We start from the raw sequence: 20,382 nt of genomic DNA, 5'->3' as shown, positions 1-20,382 counted from the left end.
GGTCATCCCTCACAATTCGTTGTCGATCAGGGCGAACATCTCGTCGTCCGACGCGGATTCGAGCCGGTCCGCGACGTCGTCATCGGTCGTCGTGGTGAGCTGGGACAGCAGCCTGCGCAGGTGGTCGGCGGCCATGAGCCGGGCGGGCTCGTCGGCCGTGCCGTCGAGCAGCGCCGCCTCCAGCTTGTCCAGGTGGTCGCGGACGAACTCCGACGGCGACGGCGGCGCGGGAATCAGTTCCAGGCTCAGGTAATCCACGATCGCGGTGGCCGTGGGCTGGTCGAACACCAGCGTGGTGGGCAATCGCAGCCCGGTGACGGTGGCCAGCCGGTTGCGCAACTGCATCGCCGTCAGCGAATCGAACCCGAGTTCCAGCAGCGGCCGGTCGGCGTCGATCGCGGCCGGGTCGGGGAAGGCGAGGACGTCGGCCGCCTCGGCGCGCACCAGATCGAGCAGCATCTCGCGCTGCTTGGGCAAAGTCAGCTCCGCCAACCGATCGGACCACGGCCGCACGACAGCCGCGGCAGCCCGCTTCGGCACCGCGGGCACCAGGCCGCGGAACATCGGCGCGAGCGTGCCCGCCGCACTCTGCTCCCGCAGCGCCGCAAGGGAAAGCGCAGCCGCGATGAACTGCGGCGGCCCGCCCGCGAGCGCCGCGTCGATCACCGCGAGCCCCTGTTCGGCGGACAGCGACGTGATCCCGGTCTTGGCGAGCCGGGCGACGTCGGTGTCGGTGAGCCCGGCCGTCATCCCGCTTTCCTGCTGCCACAGGCCCCACGCGATCGCGGTCGCGGGCAACCCGGCGGCGCGGCGCTGCGCCGCCAAGGCATCGAGGAACACGTTGGCCGCGGCGTAGTTGCCCTGGCCCGCGTTGCCCAGCACACCAGCGAGCGAGGAGAACAGCACGTACGCGGACAGGTCCCCGGTCAGCTCGTGCAGGTTCCACGCGGCGGTCACCTTGGCCCGCAGGACCTGCCGCAACCGGTCGTCGGTCATGGTGGCGACGGTGGCGTCATCGAGTACGCCCGCCGCGTGCACAACCGCGACCAACGGTTGCGGTATCTCCTTCAGCAGCAAGGAAAGCTCGGCCCGGTCGGCGACGTCGCACGCCGCGACCGTGACCTCCGCACCCAGTTCGGACAGCTCGGCCGCCAGTTCGGCAGCGCCGGGCGCCGCACTGCCGCTGCGGCTGGTCAGCACCAGCCTGCGGACGCCGTGCGCGGTCACCAGGTGCCGGGCCACCGTGGCGCCGAGCGCCCCGGTGCCGCCCGTGAGGAGCACGGTTCCCTCCCCCGGTACCCAACTGTCCGATTCGAACTGCTGGAGCCGCGCCACGCGCGGCCCGAAGGCGCGGCCCGCCCGGAGCGCGAGCTGGGTCTCCCCACCGGCTACCGCCGCGGGCAGAGCGGCACGAGACGCGGGGTCGTCGTCCACGTCGACCAGGACGAACCGGCCCGGATTCTCGTTCTGGGCCGAGCGAATCAGCCCCCAGACCGGCGCGACGACCGGGTCGATCGCGTCCTCGCCCACGGCGACCGCCCCGCGTGTCAGCACCACCAGCCGCGACTCGGCGAACCTGTCGTCGGCCAGCCAGTCCTGGGCAAGACGCAACACCTCCGCGAGGAGTGCGCCGACCCGCTCGGGCACGGTGCCCTCGGATTCGGCCGCACACGGTGCGATCACGAGATCCGGGACAGCGTCGAGTGCGGGCAAGTCGCGATAGGACGCGATTTCCGTGTCCAGCAAGGTGTTCTGCGCCGAAGCCACTGGAGCCCACTCGGTCGCGTACAGGGTGTCCCGCAGCGGGTGGCCGCCCGTGATCCGGTCGGCCTGGATGTGGCGCAGCGACAGGGATTCGACGGTGACCACGGGTCGGCCCGCGGGGTCGGTCGCGACCAGTGACACCGTGTCCTGGCCGGTCGACCGCACCCGCACCCGGAGCGCGACCGCCCCGACGGCGTGCACCCGCACCCCGCTCCACGCGAACGGCAGCGCGATCCGCGTCTGATCGGTGTCGCCGTCCAGCACGATCGCGTGCAGCGCGGCGTCCAGCAGCGCCGGGTGCAGCCCGAACGCGGCGGCCTGCTCCTGCTCGGGCAGCGCGACCTCGGCGTAACGGTCCTCGCCCGAACGCCAGAGTGCTTGCAGGCCCTGGAAGATCGGGCCGTAGTGGTAGCCGCGGTCGGCCAGCCGGTCGTAGGCGTCGGTCAGGTCGACCGCGTCTCCGGGCGGCGGCCACTGGACGGCCCAGTCCGTCGCCCCCGGCTCCGAGTGCTCGGCCGACAGCACGCCGATCGCGTGTCGAGTCCATTCAGGACTGTCAGCAGGCCGGGAGAACACGCTCACCGCGTAACGGTGTCCGGCCTCGACCGGGTCCACCACGACCTGCACCGTCCGGCCCGCCTCGGCCAGGACGAGCGGCGCCTCCAGGGTCAGTTCCTCGATCCGGTCGCACCCGACCCGCGTTCCGGCGTGCACGGCCAGTTCGACCATGGCGGTGCCAGGTAGCAGGGTGGTGCCGGAGACCGCGTGGTGGGCGGTCCAGGGGTGGGTGCGGGTACTGAGGAGTCCACTGTGGAGTGTGGTGCCGGTGGTGGCGTGGTCGGTGCTGGTGTGCAGCAGCGGGTGGCCGCCGGTGTCCCGGTGCGTGGTCACGGCCGCGGCGCGCGGCCAGAACCGCTGGTGGTCGAAGGGATAGGTGGGCAACGGAATGTGCGTGCCCGCGGTGTCCCTGCGCCAGGCGACCGGGTGGCCGGTGACGTGGAGTTCGGCCAGTGCGGTGGTGAACTGCCGGTCGTCGTCGTGGTCGCGGCGCAGCGTGCCCTGGGTGTGCCCGGTGCGGGTGCCGAGGGTGTCCTGGATCGGGTAGGTGAGCACGGGGTGCGGGCTGATCTCCACGAAGGTGCGGTGGCCGTCCGCGATCAGCGCCTCGACCGTGTCGTGGAACCGGACCGTCTGGCGCAGGTTGCGGTACCAGTAGTCACCATCCACAAAGGTCTCGTCGGTCAGCGGTGCCGCAGTGAGCGTGGAGTAGAACGGGATGCGCGGCGCGCTCGGCCGCAGGTCGGCGAACGCGTCGGCGAGTTCGGCGCGGATCGCCTCGACGTGCCCGGTGTGCGAGGCGTAGTCCACCGGAATGCGCCGAGCCCGAACACCTTCGGCGGCACAGTCCGCCGCGATGTCGTCCAGCGCGTCGGGATCTCCCGCGACGACAACGGACTCGGGCCCGTTGACCGTGGCGACATCGACCCGATCCGCGTAGCCCGCGATGAGCGCCCGCGCCTGGTCGAGCGAGACGGCCAGCGACAGCATGCCGCCCCGGCCCGCGATCGCCCGCAGCGCACGGGACCGCACGGCAACCACGCGGGCCGCGTCGTCCAGTGACAGCGCGCCCGCCACGCACGCGGCGGCGATCTCGCCCTGGGAGTGCCCGATCACCGCGTCGGGCACGACGCCGTGCGCCCGCCACAGCTCGGCCAGCGACACCATCACCGCGAACAGCACCGGCTGGACCACGTCCACCCGCTCCAGTCCAGGCGCCCCAGGAGTTTGCCGCAGCACCGCCTCGACCGAGTAGTCCACGAACGGCGCCAAAGCGTTGTCACAAGCCCGAAGCGACTCGGCGAACACCGACGAGCTGTCGAGCAGTCCGGCCGCCATCCCGGCCCATTGCCCGCCCTGTCCGGGGAACACGAACGCCGTCCGGCTCCGCGCCAGCACCCGCCCGGTCACCACGGTGCCCGCCTGGCGGCCGTCCGCCACCGCCCGCAACCCCGCCACCAGTTCCGCCCGGTCGCGGCCGGTCACCACCGCGCGGTGTTCCAGACCCGCACGGCCCCGCGCCAGCGCGGCGCCGACCATCCCGATCTCGGTGCCCGCGCTCTCGGCCCAGTCCGCCACCTGAGCGGCCTGCCGGGCCAGCACGGTCGCCGACCGCCCGGACAGAGTCCAGCCCACGACGCCCGCGGTGGGCGCTGGAACCGTTGCCTCGACGGGCTCCTGCGCCACGATCACGTGCGCGTTGGTGCCCGAGATGCCAAACGAGGACACACCAGCGCGCCGCACCGCCGACTCCGGCCAGGGCTGGGCCTCGGTCAGCAGCCGGACCGCGCCCGCCGACCAGTCCACGTGCGGGCTCGGCTCGTCCACGTGCAGGGTGCGCGGCAGCACGCCGTGCCGCATCGCGAGCACCATCTTGATCACACTGCCGACGCCCGCGGCGGCCTGCGTGTGGCCGATGTTCGACTTCAGCGAACCCAGCCACAGCGGCCGGTCCGGCGACCGGTCGCGGCCGTAGGTGGCGATCAACGCCTCGGCCTCGATCGGGTCGCCCAGCTTGGTGCCGGTCCCGTGCGCGTCCACGATGTCCACATCGGACGGAGCGATGCCCGCACTGGCCAACGCCTGCCGGATGACGCGCTGCTGCGACGGGCCGTTGGGCGCGGTCATCCCGTTGGACGCGCCGTCCTGGTTGACCGCCGAGCCGCTGACGATGGCCAGCACGTGGTGGCCGTGCTCGCGTGCGGCGGAAAGCCGTTCCACGACGAGGATTCCGACGCCCTCGGACCACGCCGTGCCGTCCGCGCCCGCGGCGAAGGACTTGCACCGGCCGTCGGGCGCCAGGCCGCGCTGCCTGCTGAAGTCGACGAACGGCGCGGGGGTCGCCATCACCGTGACCCCGCCCGCCAGGGCGAGATCGCATTCACCGGTACGCAGCGCCTGAGCCGCCAAGTGCAGTGCCACCAAGGAAGACGAGCAGGCAGTGTCCACAGTGACCGCCGGGCCCTCCAGGCCGAGGTGGTAGGAGACCCGGCCCGACGCGATGCTGCCGCCGACCCCGATGAAGCCCTCCACGCTGTCGGCCGCGCGGCGCACCACCGAGTCGTAGTCGTGGTGCATGATCCCCATGAACACGCCGGTCCGGCTGCCGCGCAGGCTCGACGGGTCGATCAGCGCCCGCTCCAGCGACTCGTAGCCGACCTCCAGCAGCAGCCGGTGCTGCGGGTCCATCGCCCCCGCCTCACGCGGGCTGATGCCGAAGAACTCCGGGTCGAAATCGGCCGCGTCGGCGAGGAAGCCGCCGCTGCGGGTGTAGGACGTGCCCAGGTGGTCGGGGTCCGGGTGGTAGAGCCCGTCGAGGTCCCAGCCGCGGTCCTGCGGGAACTCGCCGATGATGTCGCCGTCGCGGGCGAGCAGGTCCCACAGGTCTTCCGGCGAGCGCACCCCGCCCGGGAACCGGCACGCCATGCCCACAATCGCGATCGGGTCGTCGTCCACGCTCGCGACCGGCGCCGCGGCCGGGGTGGGCAGCGGCACCGCCGTACCTACCACCTCCGCGCGCAGGTGGTCGGCCAGCGACCCGGCGGTCGGGTAGTCGAACAGCAGGCTGGTGGGCAGCCGCAGCCCGGTCGCGCTGTTGAGCCGGTTCCGAAGCTCCACAGAGGATAGTGAGTCGATGCCCAGCTCGACGAACGGCCGGTCGATGTCGATCTCGGTCGGGTCGGCGTGCCCGAGCACCTTGGCCATGTGCCCGCGGACCAACGTGAGCATCTCCTGGCGCTGCTCGGCCGGGTCGACCGCGATCAACCGTCGCAACAGGACAGACGAGCCGCCGGAGCCGGACTCCGTCGCCGCGCCCGCGGCGGCCACGGCGCGGGGTGCGGCGGTCCGCACCAGGCCCCGGAACAGCGCCGGGGGATCCGCACGCAGCGCGGACAGCTCCAGCCGGACCGGCAGCAGGTGCGCGGCGTCGACCGCCAGCGCCTGACCGAACATCGCCAGGGCATCCTCAGTGGACAGTGGGGCGATCCCCGCCCGAGCCATCCGAGCGAGGTCGGCGCTGGTCAGGGTCTCGGCCATGCCCGCGGCCCACAGTCCCCAGCCGAGCGAGACCGCGGGCAGGCCGGTGCCGCGGCGGTGTCGCGCGAGGGCATCGAGGAAGGCGTTGGCGGCGGCGTACCCGCCCTGACCCGCCGTGCCCATGGTCGCGGCGACGGAGGAGAACAGCACGAACGCGGCCAGGTCGAGCTCTTTGGTCAGCTCGTGCAGATTCCACGCGCCGTCGACCTTCGGCCGGAGCACCGCGTCGATCCGATGTGGACTCGTCGCGGCCACGGTGGCGTCGTCCAGCACGCCCGCCGCGTGGATGACGGCGGTGAGCGGCCGGTCGGCCGGGATCGCGGCGAGCAGCTCGGCGAGGGCCCGGCGGTCGGCCGCGTCACACGCGGCGATCGTGACCCGCGCGCCCGCCTCGGTCAGCTCGGCGACCAGTTCCGCCGCACCCTCGGCTTCGAGTCCGCGTCGGCCCGTCAGCACCAGGTTTCGGGTCTTGCCGGTCTCGACCAGAGCCCGGGCGAGCAGACTGCCCAGTGCCCCGGTGCCGCCGGTGATCAGCACGGTTCCGCTGCCCAGCGGGGTTTCCGCGGGCTCGGACGGCGCCACACCGGTCAGCCGGGCGGCGTGGATCATGCCGCCCCGCACGGCCAACTCCGGCTCACCGGTCGCGACGGCGGCGGGCAGCGCGCCGTAGGACGCGGGGTCGTCGTCCAGATCCACCAGCACGAACCGGCCGGGGTTTTCGTTCTGCGCACTGCGAAGCAGGCCCCGCGCCGTCGCCGCGGCCAGGTCGGTCGGCCCCTCGGCTGCCCCAGCGGCATCCCTGGTGAGCACGACAAGCCGCGCGTCGGCCAGCCGCTCCTCGGCGAGCCAGGACTGCACAACCTCCAACACCTGGTGCGTGGTCGCCTGCACGTCCGCGGGCACGATTCCGCCTGCCCCAACGCAATCCACCAGGACCACGGACGGCACGTCGCCGCCGTAGCCGACAGAATCGGCCAGCGACATCAGGTCGTAGTGCGTCTGCACCGACCGGCCCGCCGCGCCCAGCTCGATCGCGGTCTCCTGCACCAGCTCGGTGTCGCCGAGCACAGCCCACTGCGCGTCGGCCTCCGCCGCGCCGGGGTCGATCCGCACCCACCGCACCTCGTAGAGGTTCCGGGTAGCGGCCCGGGCGACCAGCCGATCGGCGGCGATCGGCCGCAGTGTCAGGGAATCGATGCTGACGACCGGGGTGCCGAGCGCATCGGTGGCGACCACGGAAACCGTGTCGGTGCCGACCGAGCGCACCCGCGCCCGCAGCAGGCCCGCCCCGACGGCGTGCACGCGCACCCCGCTCCAGGCGAACGGCAGCGCGATCTCGCCGGTCCCACTGTCGGGCCGGTCCAGCACGACGGCGTGCAGCACCGCGTCGAGCAGGGCCGGGTGCACGCCGTAGGAGCGCGCCGCGTCCCGCTGCTCGGCGCCCAGCTCGACCTCGACGTACTTGTCGCCGTCGACCCGCCACAGTTCGCGCAGCCCTTGGAACACCGGACCGTAGTGGTAACCACGGTCGGCGAGTCTGATGTAGACATCAGCCAGGTCGGCCGGTTCGGCCCCGGCGGGCGGCCAGTGCACCGCCCAGTCGGCGATGTCCGGCTCGGCGGCAACACTGGTCACCAGGCCCGAGGCGTGCCGGGTCCACTCGATCTCGTCGTCGCGCCGGTCCGGTCGCGAGTAGACACTCACCGAACGCCTGCCGTCGTCGTCCGCGGGCCCGACAACCACCTGGAGGACCAGGCCGTCGCGGCCGTCGAGCACGCACGGCGACTCCAGGGTCAGGTCTTCGATCGAGCCGCCGCCCGCGTGCGCACACGCTTGGGTGACCACCTCGACCATCGCGGTCCCGGGTAGCACAACGACTTCGCCCACCGCGTGGTCGGCGAGCCACGGCTGGCCACCCAGCGACAGCCGCCCGCTGAGCACCACCTCGCCCGCGCCCGCGACGTCCACGACCGCGTCGAGCAGCGGGTGATCGAGGCCGGTGCCGCCACTCTCCACGGAGGACAGCCAGTATCGACGCCGTTCGAACGGATATGTCGGCAGGTCGACCATCCGGCCACCGGGGATCACCGCCGCCCAGTCGAGTGTGGGCCTGCGCAGGTGGATTCGGGTGACGGCGTCGAGCACGGTTCGCGGCTCGGGGTGCCGGTCGCGCAACAGCGGCACGGCAAGGACATCGGCGTCATCCGGCAGGCAGTCGGCGACCATCGCGGCGAGCGTGCCCGCCGGGCCCAGTTCGACGAACGTGTCGACCTGCTCGGCGCGCAGCGCCTGGATGCCCGGCAGGAACCGGACCGTGCCGCGCACCTGCTCGACCCAGTAGTCGGGGGTGCCGAGCCGCGCCGGGTCGGCGAGTTCGCCGGTGACGTTGGAGACGATCGGAATGGTCGGTGGGTGGAAAGTCAGCGTCTCGGCTACCTGCCGCAGTTCGGCGAGCATCGGTTCCATCAGGACCGAATGGAAGGCATGGCTCACCCGCAGCCGGGTGGTCTTGTGCCCGCGCTCGGCGAGGATCGCGGCGACGGCGAGCACCGCCGTCTCGTCGCCGGAGAGCACCGTGGAGTTCGGCCCGTTCACAGCGGCGATGTCGACGTCGTTCCCCGCCACCGCGCGGACTTCCTCCTCGCCCGCCCGCACCGACACCATCGCGCCGGACTCGGGCAGCGCCTGCATCAGCGCGCCCCGGGCGGCCACCAGCGTGCAGGCGTCGGACAGCGACAGCACCCCGGCGACATGGGCCGCCGACAACTCGCCGATCGAGTGGCCCATCAGGAAGTCGGGCACCACGCCCCAGGACTCCAGCAGCCGGAACAGCGCCACCTCGATGGCGAACAGCACCGGCTGGGTGTAGCGGGTCCGGTCGAGCAGGTCGGCCTCGGGCGTGCCGGGCTCGGCGAGCACAAGGTCCAGCACGGGACGATCCACCTTGGTACCAAAGGCTTCGGCGATCTCGTCCAGTGCCCGCCGGAACGCGGGCCGCGCGGCATACAGCTCGCGGCACGCGCCGGCGCGCTGGGAACCCTGACCGGAGAACAGGAACGCGGTGCGGCCACCGGGTTTCGCGGCTTCCCGCACGGTGTTCGGGTCGTCACCGAGTATGTCGAGCGCGGCCACGAGTTCCGCGCGGTCGCCGCCGATCACAGCGGCCCGGTGGCTGAACAGCGACCGGGCGGAGCCCAGCGAATAGGCGATGTCGCCGAGTTCGGCGGGATTTTCGCGGACGAACTCGGCCAGCCTGCCTGCCTGCTCGGCGAGGGCGGACTCGGTGCGGGCCGACAGCACCCACGGCACCTCGCCCACGTACCCGGCGGCGGTCTCGGTGTCCTCGGGCGCGGCCTCGATGATCACGTGCGCGTTGGTGCCGCTGATCCCGAACGACGACACCCCGGCGCGGCGCGGCCGGTCGGCGTTCGGCCAGGGCTGTGCCCGCGTGAGCAGCCGGACGGCGCCGCCGGACCAGTCGACGTGCGGGGTGGGCTCGTCGGCGTGCAGGGTCCGCGGCAGTTCTCCGTGCCGTACGGCCATGATCATCTTGATCAGGCTGCCCACGCCCGCGGCCGCCTGGGCGTGCCCGATGTTGGACTTGAGCGAGCCGAGCCACAGTGGACGGTCGGCCGCGCGGTCGCGACCGTAGGTGGCGATGAGCGCCTCGGCCTCGATCGGGTCGCCGAGTGTGGTCCCGGTGCCATGCGCGTCCACGGCGTCCACATCGGACGGACGCAGACCAGCGGCGGCGAGGGCGTCCTCGATGACCCGCTGCTGCGACGGCCCGTTCGGCGCGGTCAGGCCGTTGGACGCGCCGTCGGAGTTCACCGCCGAGCCGCGGATCACCGCCAGCACCCGGTGGCCGCGCCTGCGGGCATCGGAAAGTCGTTGCACCACAAGCATTCCGACACCCTCGGCCCACGCCGTGCCATCGGCACCCGCACCGAAGGATTTGCACCGGCCGTCCGGCGCGAGCCCGCCCTGCCTGCTGAAGTCGACGAAGAGCCCGGGGCTGGACATCACCGCGACGCCGCCCGCGAGCGCCAGGTCGCAGTCGCCCGCCCGCAGGGCCCGAACAGCAAGGTGCAGCGCGACCAGGGAGGACGAGCACGCGGTGTCGACGGTGACCGCGGGCCCCTCGAACCCGAAGTAGTACGCGAGCCTGCCCGACGCGACGCTGGCCGTGGTGCCGGTCAGCAGGTAGCCGTCGTAGCCCTCGACCGGCCGGTGCAGGCGCGGCCCGTAGTCCTGCGACATCGCGCCGACGAACACGCCGACCTGCTTGCCGCGCAGGGAGACCGGGTCGATGCCCGCCTGCTCGAACGCCTCCCACGCGGTCTCCAGCAGCAGCCGCTGCTGCGGGTCCATCGCGGTCGCCTCCCGCGGGCTGATGTCGAAGAAGCCTGCGTCGAAGCGGTCGGCGTCGTGCAGGAACCCGCCGCGCGCGGTGTGCGAGACGCCGAGCCTGCCGGGGTCCGGGTCGGACAGGGTCGCGAGGTCCCAGTCGCGGTTGTCGGGGAACTCCGAGGTCGCGTCGGCGCCCTCGGCGACCAGGCGCCACAGGTCTTCCGGCGAGCCGACCCCGCCGGGGTAGCGGCAGCTCATCGCGGTGATCACGATGGGGTCGTCGGCGGGCGCTTGCGTTGTCACGGGCCGGTTTCGCGCGGGCCCGCCCGCGAGGTGCCTGCCCAGCGCGGCGGGGGTCGGATGGTCGAACAGCACGCCGGTCGGCAGGGTCATCCCGGTGACCGCCGCCAGCCGGTTGCGCAGTTCCACCGCACCGAGCGAGTCGAACCCGAGGTCCTTGAATGTCCTGGTGGGATCGACGGCGTCCGCCGATCCGTGGCCCAGCACGATGGCCGCGTTGGTCAGCACGACCCGCAGCAGCCCCCGCTCGTCAAGACCGGACTCCACGAGCGACGCCACCTCGACGGCCCGCGACGGTGCGATGATCGGCTTTCCGGTGGCGGTGTCGACCCAGTACCGGTTGCGCTGGAACGGATACGTCGGCAGGTCCACGACCCGCCCCGAAGAGCGCCCCGCCCACCGCACGGGCGCGCCGCGCGTCCACGCCTCGGCCGCCGACCGCCAGAACCGGTCGAGCCCACCATCGTCGCGGCGCAGCGACCCGACCACGGCACCGGTCACGTCCAGCGACTCCACCAGTTCGCCAACGCCCATCATGAGCACGGGGTGGCCGGACACCTCGATGAACAGCCGGTGACCGCCATCGACCAGGGTGCGGATCGCGGTGTCGAACCTGACCGGCTGGCGCAGATTCCGGTACCAGTACTCGGAATCCAGGCTCGCCGTGTCCAGCGCCGCGCCGGTCGTCGCGGAGACGAACGGGACCTCGCCCGTGCGCGGGCGAACGTCGGCCACGGCCGCGAGCAGGTCCGCGCGCAGGACTTCGACGTGCGCGGAGTGGGAGGCGTAGTCGACCGGCAGCACCCGCGCGGGCACGCCCCGCGCGTCCAGCAGCGCCCGAAGTTCCTCCAGGACAGGCAGATCGCCGGACAGCACCGTGGCCGACACGCCGTTCACGGCGGCGACCGACACCGCGGGCCGGTCCGCGATCAGCACCTGCGCGTCCGCCACCGCGAGGCCCACCGACAGCATTCCGCCTTGCCCGGCAGGCAATCCGGCGATGAGCCTACTGCGCAACGCGACCACGCGCGCACCGTCGGCCAGCGACAATCCGCCCGCCACAACGGCCGCCGCGATCTCCCCCTGCGAATGACCCACGACGGCCGAGGGAACCACGCCGACCGACCGCCACAGCGCCGCCAGCGACACCATCACCGCCCACAGCGCGGGCTGCACCACCTCGACCCGGTCCAGGCTCGGGGCGTCCGGGAGCCCGAGCAGCACTTCGCGCAGCGACCAGTCGACGTACGGCGCCAACGCGTCCTCGCAGTCGGCGATCGACTCGGCGAACACCGGCGAGGTCTCGATCAGCCGCGCGCCCATCCCGGCCCACTGCCAGCCCTGGCCGGGGAAGACGAACACCGGCCCCGGTCCGCCGACGACCCGGCCCGCGGTCACCCCCGCCGCGCCGGTCCCGTCCGCCAAACCCCTTAAGCCGTCGACAAGTTCGCCCTCGTCGCAGCCGAACACCACGGCCCGGTCTTCGAACGCCGACCGCGACACGGCCAGCGACAACCCCACATCGGCGGGGTCGAGACCGACCACCGAGTCCGCCAGCCGCGCGGCCTGCGCGGCCAGCCCGGCCCGGCTGCGCGCGGACAACACCCAGGGCAGCTCACCGTCCGGGGCCGGACCGTCCACATGAGACTCGCTGTGGCCCGCGGGCGATTCGCCGAGTACCAGGTGGCAGTTGGTGCCGCCCATGCCGAACGACGACACGCCCGCGATCAGCGGCTCGTCCGGGCTGGGCCACGGCCCGAGTTCGCGCTGCACCCGGATGCGCAGCTCGTCGAACGGGATCGCCGGGTTGGGCTGCTCGTGGTTCAGGCTCGGCGGGAGCTGCCCGTGGGCGATGCTAAGCGCGGCCTTGAGCAGCCCCGCGATGCCCCCGGCGCCCTCCAGGTGCCCGATGTTCGTCTTGACCGACCCCACCGGCAGCGGCCGGTCCGCCGGTCGGCCCGCGCCCAGCACCGCGCCGAGCGCGGCCGCCTCGATCGGGTCGCCGACGGCGGTGCCGCTGCCGTGCAACTCGACGTACTGCACCGCCTCCGGCGCCACGCCCGCCCGTTCGTAGGCCAGCCGAAGGGTTTCCTCCTGGGCGCGGGTGCTCGGCACGGTCAGCCCGTCGCTCGCGCCGTCGTTGTTCATCGCACCGCCGAGGACCACGCAGACGATCGGATCGCCGTCCGCCACCGCCGCGGACAGCCGCTTGAGCACCACCAGGCCGCCGCCCTCGCCGCGGACGAAGCCGTTGGCGCGGGCGTCGAAGGTGAAACACTTGCCGTCCGGGGAAAGTCCGCCGAACCGCGCCGCGCTGAGCGTGCTCTCCGGCGCGAGGTTGAGGTGCACGCCGCCCGCGATCGCCATCGTGGACTCGCCCCGGCGCAGACTCTCGCACGCCATGTGCACCGCCACCAGTGACGACGACTGCGCCGCGTCGACGGTCAGGCTCGGCCCGCGCAGACCGAGGGCGTAGGACACCCGGTTGGCGATCATGGCGCGGTGCAGTCCAGTCATCGAATACCGGTCGATGGCGCCGTCGCCCTGCCCCCGCACCAGCGTGGCGTAGTCGTCCGCGATCGCGCCGACGAACACGCCGGTGCGGCTGTCGCGCAGGTCGGCGGGCACGATTCTGGCCTGCTCCAAGGCTTCCCAGGCCAGTTCCAGCACCAGCCGCTGCTGCGGGTCCATCGCGGCGGCCTCCTTCGGCGAGATGCCGAAGAAGTCCGCGTCGAAGGTGTCGACCTGGTCGAGGAAACCGCCGAAGCGGTACTCCGGGGTGGAATCGGCGCCGAGGCGCCCCGCCGGGATCTCGGTCACCGCGTCGACGCCGTCGCGCAGCAGGCCCCAGAACCGTTGCGGGTCCGCCGCCTTGGGCAACCTGCACGCCAGGCCGACGACTGCTATCGGCTCATCGGAGACCGGGAAGTCCAGCCGGGCACGGGGATCGTCGACCGCAACCATCTTCCACCTCACCACCGTGGCCACGAACCGGCGCGGTTCCCCGAGAATCCGGGGACTCCTGCCGCTCGCCGCGAACCGAATGCGTGCAACGCTGCTTCGGATCATCGGCCCGCCACGGTGGCGGAGTCGAGGTCACAGCGGTGGCAACAACTCCCGTGCCACTCACTGCCAGGTCGGGCTAGAACGGACCGATCGTGGATCGCCCGGGGCGCCCGGGCGGCGTCCAGATGTGGCTACAGCGCGGGCACTGCTCGGAGTCCTTGCCGTACCTCTTCGCTTGAGCCGTGGTCATGACCGTGACGTCGGGCGGGCGGAACGAGTGCGCACACAACGGACAGGCCAGCTCGCCCGGCTTGAGCGGTTGCGACACCCCCCGGTGCGCGGCGGCCCGCGCGCCCGGCTTGGCCGGTTGCGACTCCCCCCGGTGCGCGGCGGCCTGCGCGCCCGGGGGACTGAGTGTCGGGTGCTGGCGGGACACCGCGACGCCGATAGCGACCAACAGCACCACCACCGCCAGGATCACAATCGCCACGATGTCCATACCCGCGCTCCCTCGCTCGTGCTTCTAGGACGTGTCTCAAAGACTTGACCAGCCTGCCGCTCGCGTCGCGTGTCGTTGATCAATAGATGAGGTCTTCGGTGGGTCGGTCAACGACGAAGAAGATCCAGAACACCGGGGACCTCGTGGCCGGCGTAGCGGTGGCGGGGCGGGCCGACCTGACCGACGCGTAATGGGCGGGTGCTGGAACCGCTCCTGCCGAATGGCAAGAAGCCAGCTCGCCCGCCGAAGTGGACCGAACGGCAGCTCATCGGCGGGATTCGCTGGCGAACGCGCGCCGGCGCGCCGTGGCGAGATGTCCCACCGGCCCAAAGGCGTGGTAGTCGAGCAGAGCGGCGGCGAACTGGGAGCGGCCGACGTTGTGGACGCAGACGAACAGAACCTGCGGGACGGTCACGCTGGTGAGTCCTCCGGCTCGGCCGTGGTCGCTGAAACGACTGATTCGGGTACGACGTCACCAGGTTGCATCGACTTCTATCAATGCAGTCGCTACCCTCGGTCCATGGCGGAGCCTCGACGAGCCTCGGCGGTGAAGGCGCGATGAACGATGTCGTTCGATGCGCGGGCGATCTCGGCGCGCCGATCGCCCTGCCGGACGCTGAAGTCATCGCCGCCATCTTCCAAGCGCTGTCGAGTCCGACCCGGGTCCGACTCATCGCCCTGCTGCGCGACGCGCCGCGCGGCGCGTCGCGTGTCGGCGACCTGGTCGACCGCATCGGGTTGACCCAGTCCACGGTGAGCCACCATCTGCGGGCGCTCGCCGCCGCGGGACTGATCGTCCGCGAACAACGCGGCTCCTGGGCCTGGTATTCGGTCGCGACGGACCGACTGGACGCGCTCGCACCGCTATTCGGGCAACTCATGGCGATCGGCCGGTGACCCTCAGCCATTTGGATCGACTTTTTTCAATCCGAGTCATCGAAGTCATCTTGCGTTCACTGTCCGTTTAGAACGGTGAACTTCGATCCAGGGGTCTCGTATTCGCGGGGCGACACCAGTCCCGGACGGGCCGGGACCGATCCCCTCAGGAGGGGCACCCAGTGAGCATCCGCCAGTTCAAGCGGGCGCCGATCGCGACCGTCGTCGCGGTCGCCGCTCTGACCTTGGCCGCCTGCGGCGGCAACAACGACGGTGGCGGCAGCACTCCCGGTGGCGGCGGTGCGTCGCTGTCCGGGCCGGTCGTGATCGACGGGTCCAGCACCGTCGAGCCGCTGTCGTCGGCCGCGGCCGAGCTGTTCCAGAACGCGAACGGCGGTGTCACCGTCACCGTGGGCACCTCCGGTACCGGCGGCGGTTTCAAGAAGTTCTGCAATGGCGAGACCGACATCTCCGACGCCTCCCGTCCGATCAAGGACGAGGAGAAGAAGCTGTGCACGGAGAAGAACATCGCCTACAGCGAGCTCCAGGTCGCCAACGATGCGCTGACCGTCGTGGTGAACAAGAACAACAACTGGATCGACTGCATCACAGTCGAGCAGTTGAAGAAGATCTGGGAACCGACCTCGACGATCAAGAACTGGAACGAGCTCGACCCGAAGTACCCGAACGAGCCGATGAGCCTCTACGGCGCGGGCGCGGACTCGGGCACCTTCGACTACTTCACTGCCGAGATCAACGGCAAGGAAGGCGACAGCCGCAAGGACTACAACCCGACCGAGGACGACAACGTCACCATCCAGGGTGTCAGCGGTTCGAAGGGCGCGCTGGGCTACTTCGGCTTCTCTTACTACGAAGAGGCCACCGACAAGCTCAAGGCGCTCAAGGTCGACGGCGGCAAGGGCTGCGTCGAGCCGTCCCTCAAGACCGCGCAGGACGGCAGTTACTCCCCGCTCGCGCGGCCACTGTTCATCTACGTCTCCGACGCGGGTCTGAAGAAGGCCCAGGTCGTCGGGTTCGCCGAGTTCTATCTGGCGAAGAACGACGACATCGTCAAGGCGGCGAAGTTCGTGCCGATGACCGATGAGCAGAAGGCCAAGGCCAAGTCGGCGCTCGACACGTTGAAGTCCAAGGCAGGCGGCAAGTGACGACCGGCATCCGCCGGCCGGGCGGCGGCTCCCCCACCGGGGGGAGCCGCCCGCTCGGGTCTTCCGGCGCGACGATCGACCTGAGCAGGCAGCATCCACGCTGGGGCGAGCGGATCATCAAGATCGCGCTGGTCGGTGCCGCGCTGCTGTCGGTCCTGATCACCGTCGGCATCGTGTTCTCGCTGCTCGCCCCTACGGTCACATTCTTTCAGAACGTCAGCATCGTCGAGTTCCTCTTCGGTACCGAGTGGACGGCGATCTTCGGTGCCAAGTTCGACTGGACCGACAAGTCCTACGGCGCCCTGCCGTTGGTCACCGCCACCATGGTGACCACCGTGATCGCGCTGCTGGTCGCCGTCCCGCTCGGCCTCGGAGTGGCGATGCTGCTCTCGGAGTACGCGTCGAGCAGGTTGCGGTCCATCGTCAAGCCGATCCTGGAAGTACTCGCGGGCATCCCGACCGTGGTCTACGGCTTCTTCGCGATCACGGTGGTCACCCCGCTGCTGCAGACGTTCGTCGACATCAACGGCCTGTTCAGCGTGCTGTCGGCCGGCCTCGTCATGGGCTTCATGATCCTGCCCACCGTCGCGTCACTGTCGGAGGACGCGATGTCGGCGGTGCCGAGCGCGCTGCGGCAGGGCTCGTATGCCTTGGGCGCCAACCGGATGAAGACCACACTGCGCGTGGTGTTCCCTGCGGCGCTGTCCGGGATCGTCGCCGCGATCGTGCTCGGCATCTCCCGCGCCGTGGGCGAGACGATGATCGTCGCCATCGCCGCGGGCAACCAGGTCCGGCTCAGCCTCGACCCGACCGAGAGCGCGCAGACCATGACCGGGTTCATCGCCCAGGTCGCCACCGGCGACGCACCCCAGGGCAGCCCGGTCTACTACTCGCTGTTCGCGATCGGCTCGCTGCTGTTCCTCATCACCCTGGTGATCAACATGATCAGCATCCGGCTGGTCCGCAAGTACAGGCAGGCCTACTGATGAGCACCGCGACCCGGCTCCCCGTTCCGCCGTCCGAGCGGTCGCTGACCGACGCTCGCAGATCAAGCCCGGCCTCTGCCCTGTTCGCGTTGGTGCTGTGGGCGTGCCTGGCGATCGCCGTGGTTTTCCTGTTCTTCCTGCTGTTCACGATCCTGCGGGACGGGCTCGCCCGGTTCGGCCCGGAGTTGATCACCGCGCAGCCCTCGAAGATCACCCCGGAGACCGCGGGCGTGGAGTCGGCGTTCTACGGCACGCTCTGGGTCATGGGCGTCACCGCCGCCCTGGCCTTGCCCCTGGGGATCGCGGCCGCGATCTACCTGGAGGAGTACGCCGATCCGCGCCGGTGGTGGAACCGGCTCATCGAGCTGAACATCCAGAACCTCGCCGCGGTGCCCGCGGTGATCTACGGCATCCTCGCGCTCGCGTTCGTCGTGCGCGGCCCGGTCTCGATCGGCGCCGTTCTGCTCGCCGGCGGGATCGCGCTGGCGCTGCTGATCCTCCCGGTCATCATCATCACCACCCGCGAGGCGCTGCGGTCGGTGCCCAGAGAAATCCGCGACGGCTCGCTCGCGTTGGGAGCGACCCAGTGGCAGACCACCTGGAAGCAGGTGCTGCCCTCCGCGGTGCCAGGTATCGCGACCGGGTCGATCCTGGCGCTGTCCCGGGCGATCGGCGAGGCGGCTCCACTGATCCTGGTCGGTGCCACCACGTTCGTCACGTTCAACCCCGACGGTGTGCTCTCCCGATACACCACCATGCCCGTCCAGATCTACAACCTGATCCCGCAGCCCGGCGTCGCGTTCCGCGACCTCGCCTATGCCGCGATCCTGTTGCTGATCATCATGCTGCTGGCGATGAACGCCGTCGCGATCTGGCTGCGAAACCGCTACCGACGCAACTGGTGACAGGAGTACGCCCATGACCCGACCGGAGTCCACCACTGTGACCTCAGCCGACCCCGTCCGCCACGCCCCGGTAGCCAAGATCCACACCGGGGCCGGGCACGCCCTCGAATCCCCGACCGGAGCACCTGACGGCGTGATCAGCATCAAGGACCTCAGCGTCTACTACGGCGACTTCCTCGCGGTGACCGACGTCGACATGCACTTCGGCAGCACGGAGATCACCGCGCTGATCGGCCCGTCCGGATGCGGCAAGTCCACCGTGCTGCGCTGCCTGAACCGGATGAACGACCTGGTCGCGGGAGCCCGGGTCGACGGCGTGGTCGCCTTCCACGGCGTGGACATCTACGGCGACGGCGTCGATGTCATCGAGGTCCGCCGCCGCATCGGCATGGTGTTCCAGAAGCCCAACCCGTTCCCGAAATCCATCTACGACAACGTCGCCTACGGCCCGCGGGTCACCGGTATGAAAGTCGACAACATGGACGACACCGTCGAGGAGGCGCTGCGCGGCGCGGCCCTGTGGGACGAGGTCAAGGACAAGCTCAAGCAGAACGCCTACGGGCTCTCCGGCGGGCAGCAGCAGCGGCTGTGCATCGCCCGCGCCATCGCGACCCGGCCCGAGGTCATCCTGATGGACGAGCCCTGCTCGGCACTGGACCCGATCGCCACCGCCAAGATCGAGGACCTGATGGCGGACCTGGCGAGCGTGTTCACCATCATCATCGTCACCCACAACATGCAGCAGGCGGCCCGGATCTCTCAGCGCACCGGGTTCTTCACCGCCGAGGCCGACGAACTCGGCCACCGCACCGGCAAGCTCGTCGAGTTCGACACCACCGAGACGATCTTCCAACACCCCGCGGACCCGCGGACCGAGGCCTACATCTCCGGCCGATTCGGCTGACACCGTGAAGGGGACACTGGTGCGCCCGTGGGAGTCAGACAACTCGCAGTTCCACGCGCGGCGGCGGGCGTGCCTGGCCGCGAACGGCAGACTGCCGGACCGGCTTGCCGTCCTCGTAGTCGACCACGAGGCCGACATCGTGCACGAACTCGTCGCGGCGTGGGCCGGGCAACCCGTCGAGGTCCGGGTCTGCGCGGACCCGGCCGAAGCGTTGCTCGTGCTCGGCCGCACGTGTCCGGACGTGGTCGTACTCGGCCCCGCGGTCGGCAGGCTCGACCCGGTCGAGTTCCTGTCCATCGTCCGCGCCGACGACCCCGACATGCCGGTGGTGGTCGGCGCGGGAGCAGGGTCCGGCGACTTCGCCGCCAGGGTCACCGAGTTGGGCGCGAGCATGGTCGCACCTCGCCCGTACCGACCGACCGAGTTGCTCGCCCTGCTGCGTTCCCTCGCGCCCGACCCCACCCACGTCGAACTTCGGCCGATGGCGATCGACCTGGGCAGGCTGCGCATCGACGGCGCCGTCCCCCGCATGTGGCTCGACGGGCGCCTCATCGAACTGCCACCGCTGGAGTTCCTGCTGCTGCGATTCTTCGCCGAGCGGGCAGGCGCTGTGCTGACCCGCGCCGAGCTGCTGCGCGGTGTCTGGGACGACCGTCCCAAAGCGCGCAGCAACACCCTGACTGTCCACATCGCCCGGTTGCGCAGACGGCTGGGTGACGACGACCACAATCCACAGTGGATTCGGGTCATCCGCGGCCTCGGATATCAGTTCCTCGTGCCCGACGCCGACCAGCCTCGTTCACCTTCCATTCACCAAGGATGCTGATGATGTCATCATGGCGGGTGGATCGACGGTCGAGCAGAGGAACGGGGTGGTACCGCTGGCAGTTCTGCGTGTCGGCGAGGACCCCCTCGACGACCACGGCGCCGCGGCCGCGGCCCGGCTCTTCAAGGCTCTGTCCGACCCCGTCCGGGTCCAACTCGTCGCACTGGTCAGGCAGTCCCCACAGGGCGAGGCGTGTTTCTGCGACCTGGCCGACGAGTTCGCCATGCCGCAGTCCTCACTCAGCCACCACCTCAAGATCCTCGTCGCCGCGGGCATCCTGTCCCGCGAACGCCGCGGCACCTGGAGCTGGTACCGCGTCGAGCACCACCCGCTGGCCGTCATGGAAAAACTCCTCCGGCCCGGCGGACCCCTGCGCGAAGAAGCCCGCCGCGACTAGGCTGTGTCTCAAAGTCGTAGCCACTCGTTGATCGTGGCGATGTGGACCGTGGCCTCGTAGCGGACGGCGAGTTTGTCGTACCTGGTGGCGACGGCACGGTTGCGTTTGAGCCGGTTGATCCCGCATTCCACGGCGTGGCGCTGCTTGTAGATCTCCGGATCGAAGGCCGGTGGGCGACCACCGGCACGGCCCTTGTTCTTGCGGTTGCGGATCTGGTCGGTCTTTTCCGGGATGGTGCACCGGATACCACGGCCACGCAGGTAGGACCGGTTGGCGCGGGATCCGTAGGCCTTGTCGGCCAGCACTCG

The 20,382-nt window shown here is 71.0% G+C and carries 11 protein-coding genes; 8 read left to right on the top strand and 3 right to left on the bottom strand.

Translation table 11 applies throughout. The features are described from left to right. Positions 1 to 9 precede the first annotated feature (9 nt). Both ACT4N7_RS23460 and ACT4N7_RS23455 read right to left on the bottom strand, forming a co-directional pair. On the bottom strand, positions 10 to 13,473 hold the full coding sequence (locus tag ACT4N7_RS23460) for a type I polyketide synthase (protein ID WP_444830990.1): 13,464 nt from the start codon (positions 13,471 to 13,473) through the stop codon (positions 10 to 12). A gap of 178 nt (positions 13,474 to 13,651) precedes the next feature. Then, complete coding sequence (locus tag ACT4N7_RS23455; protein ID WP_444830989.1) at positions 13,652 to 14,014, bottom strand: hypothetical protein; 363 nt, start codon at positions 14,012 to 14,014, stop codon at positions 13,652 to 13,654. Between the two features lie 198 nt (positions 14,015 to 14,212). Here ACT4N7_RS23455 and ACT4N7_RS23450 point away from each other — a divergent pair, with 198 nt between their 5' ends. From ACT4N7_RS23450 to ACT4N7_RS23415, 8 genes are all read left to right on the top strand, one after another. Further along, positions 14,213 to 14,437 (top strand): transposase, encoded by a 225-nt coding sequence (locus ACT4N7_RS23450; protein WP_444830988.1) that lies wholly within the window; start codon positions 14,213 to 14,215, stop codon positions 14,435 to 14,437. Positions 14,438 to 14,512: 75 nt separating this feature from the next. After that, a complete protein-coding gene (locus ACT4N7_RS23445; protein WP_444830987.1) occupies positions 14,513 to 14,911 on the top strand; it encodes an ArsR/SmtB family transcription factor in 399 nt (132 codons plus the stop codon). 161 nt (positions 14,912 to 15,072) lie between these two features. Further along, positions 15,073 to 16,056, top strand: a complete 984-nt coding sequence (locus tag ACT4N7_RS23440) for a PstS family phosphate ABC transporter substrate-binding protein (protein ID WP_444830986.1) — start codon at positions 15,073 to 15,075, stop codon at positions 16,054 to 16,056. Further along, positions 16,053 to 17,042, top strand: a complete 990-nt coding sequence (pstC, locus tag ACT4N7_RS23435) for a phosphate ABC transporter permease subunit PstC (RefSeq protein WP_444830985.1) — start codon at positions 16,053 to 16,055, stop codon at positions 17,040 to 17,042. The genes ACT4N7_RS23440 and pstC overlap by 4 nt, the downstream gene beginning before the upstream one ends. Next, positions 17,042 to 17,947, top strand: a complete 906-nt coding sequence (gene pstA / locus ACT4N7_RS23430) for a phosphate ABC transporter permease PstA (protein ID WP_444830984.1) — start codon at positions 17,042 to 17,044, stop codon at positions 17,945 to 17,947. The genes pstC and pstA overlap by 1 nt, the downstream gene beginning before the upstream one ends. Positions 17,948 to 17,960: 13 nt before the next feature. After that, positions 17,961 to 18,851 (top strand): phosphate ABC transporter ATP-binding protein PstB, encoded by an 891-nt coding sequence (gene pstB / locus ACT4N7_RS23425; RefSeq protein ID WP_444830983.1) that lies wholly within the window; start codon positions 17,961 to 17,963, stop codon positions 18,849 to 18,851. Between the two features lie 4 nt (positions 18,852 to 18,855). Further along, positions 18,856 to 19,677, top strand: coding sequence for a response regulator transcription factor (locus ACT4N7_RS23420; RefSeq protein WP_444830982.1), 822 nt, complete (start codon positions 18,856 to 18,858; stop codon positions 19,675 to 19,677). A gap of 10 nt (positions 19,678 to 19,687) precedes the next feature. After that, a complete protein-coding gene (locus ACT4N7_RS23415; protein WP_444830981.1) occupies positions 19,688 to 20,074 on the top strand; it encodes an ArsR/SmtB family transcription factor in 387 nt (128 codons plus the stop codon). An 8-nt stretch (positions 20,075 to 20,082) separates the two neighbouring features. Here ACT4N7_RS23415 and ACT4N7_RS23410 read toward each other — a convergent pair. Next, the coding region (locus ACT4N7_RS23410; RefSeq protein ID WP_444830980.1) for a transposase at positions 20,083 to 20,382 on the bottom strand (300 nt) is incomplete at its 5' end.

The sequence above is a fragment of the Actinokineospora sp. genome (assembly GCF_052390155.1).
Lineage (GTDB): Bacteria > Actinomycetota > Actinomycetes > Mycobacteriales > Pseudonocardiaceae > Actinokineospora.
The sequence above is the reverse complement of the archived record's forward strand: the minus strand, read 5'-3'. Positions and strand labels throughout refer to the sequence as shown.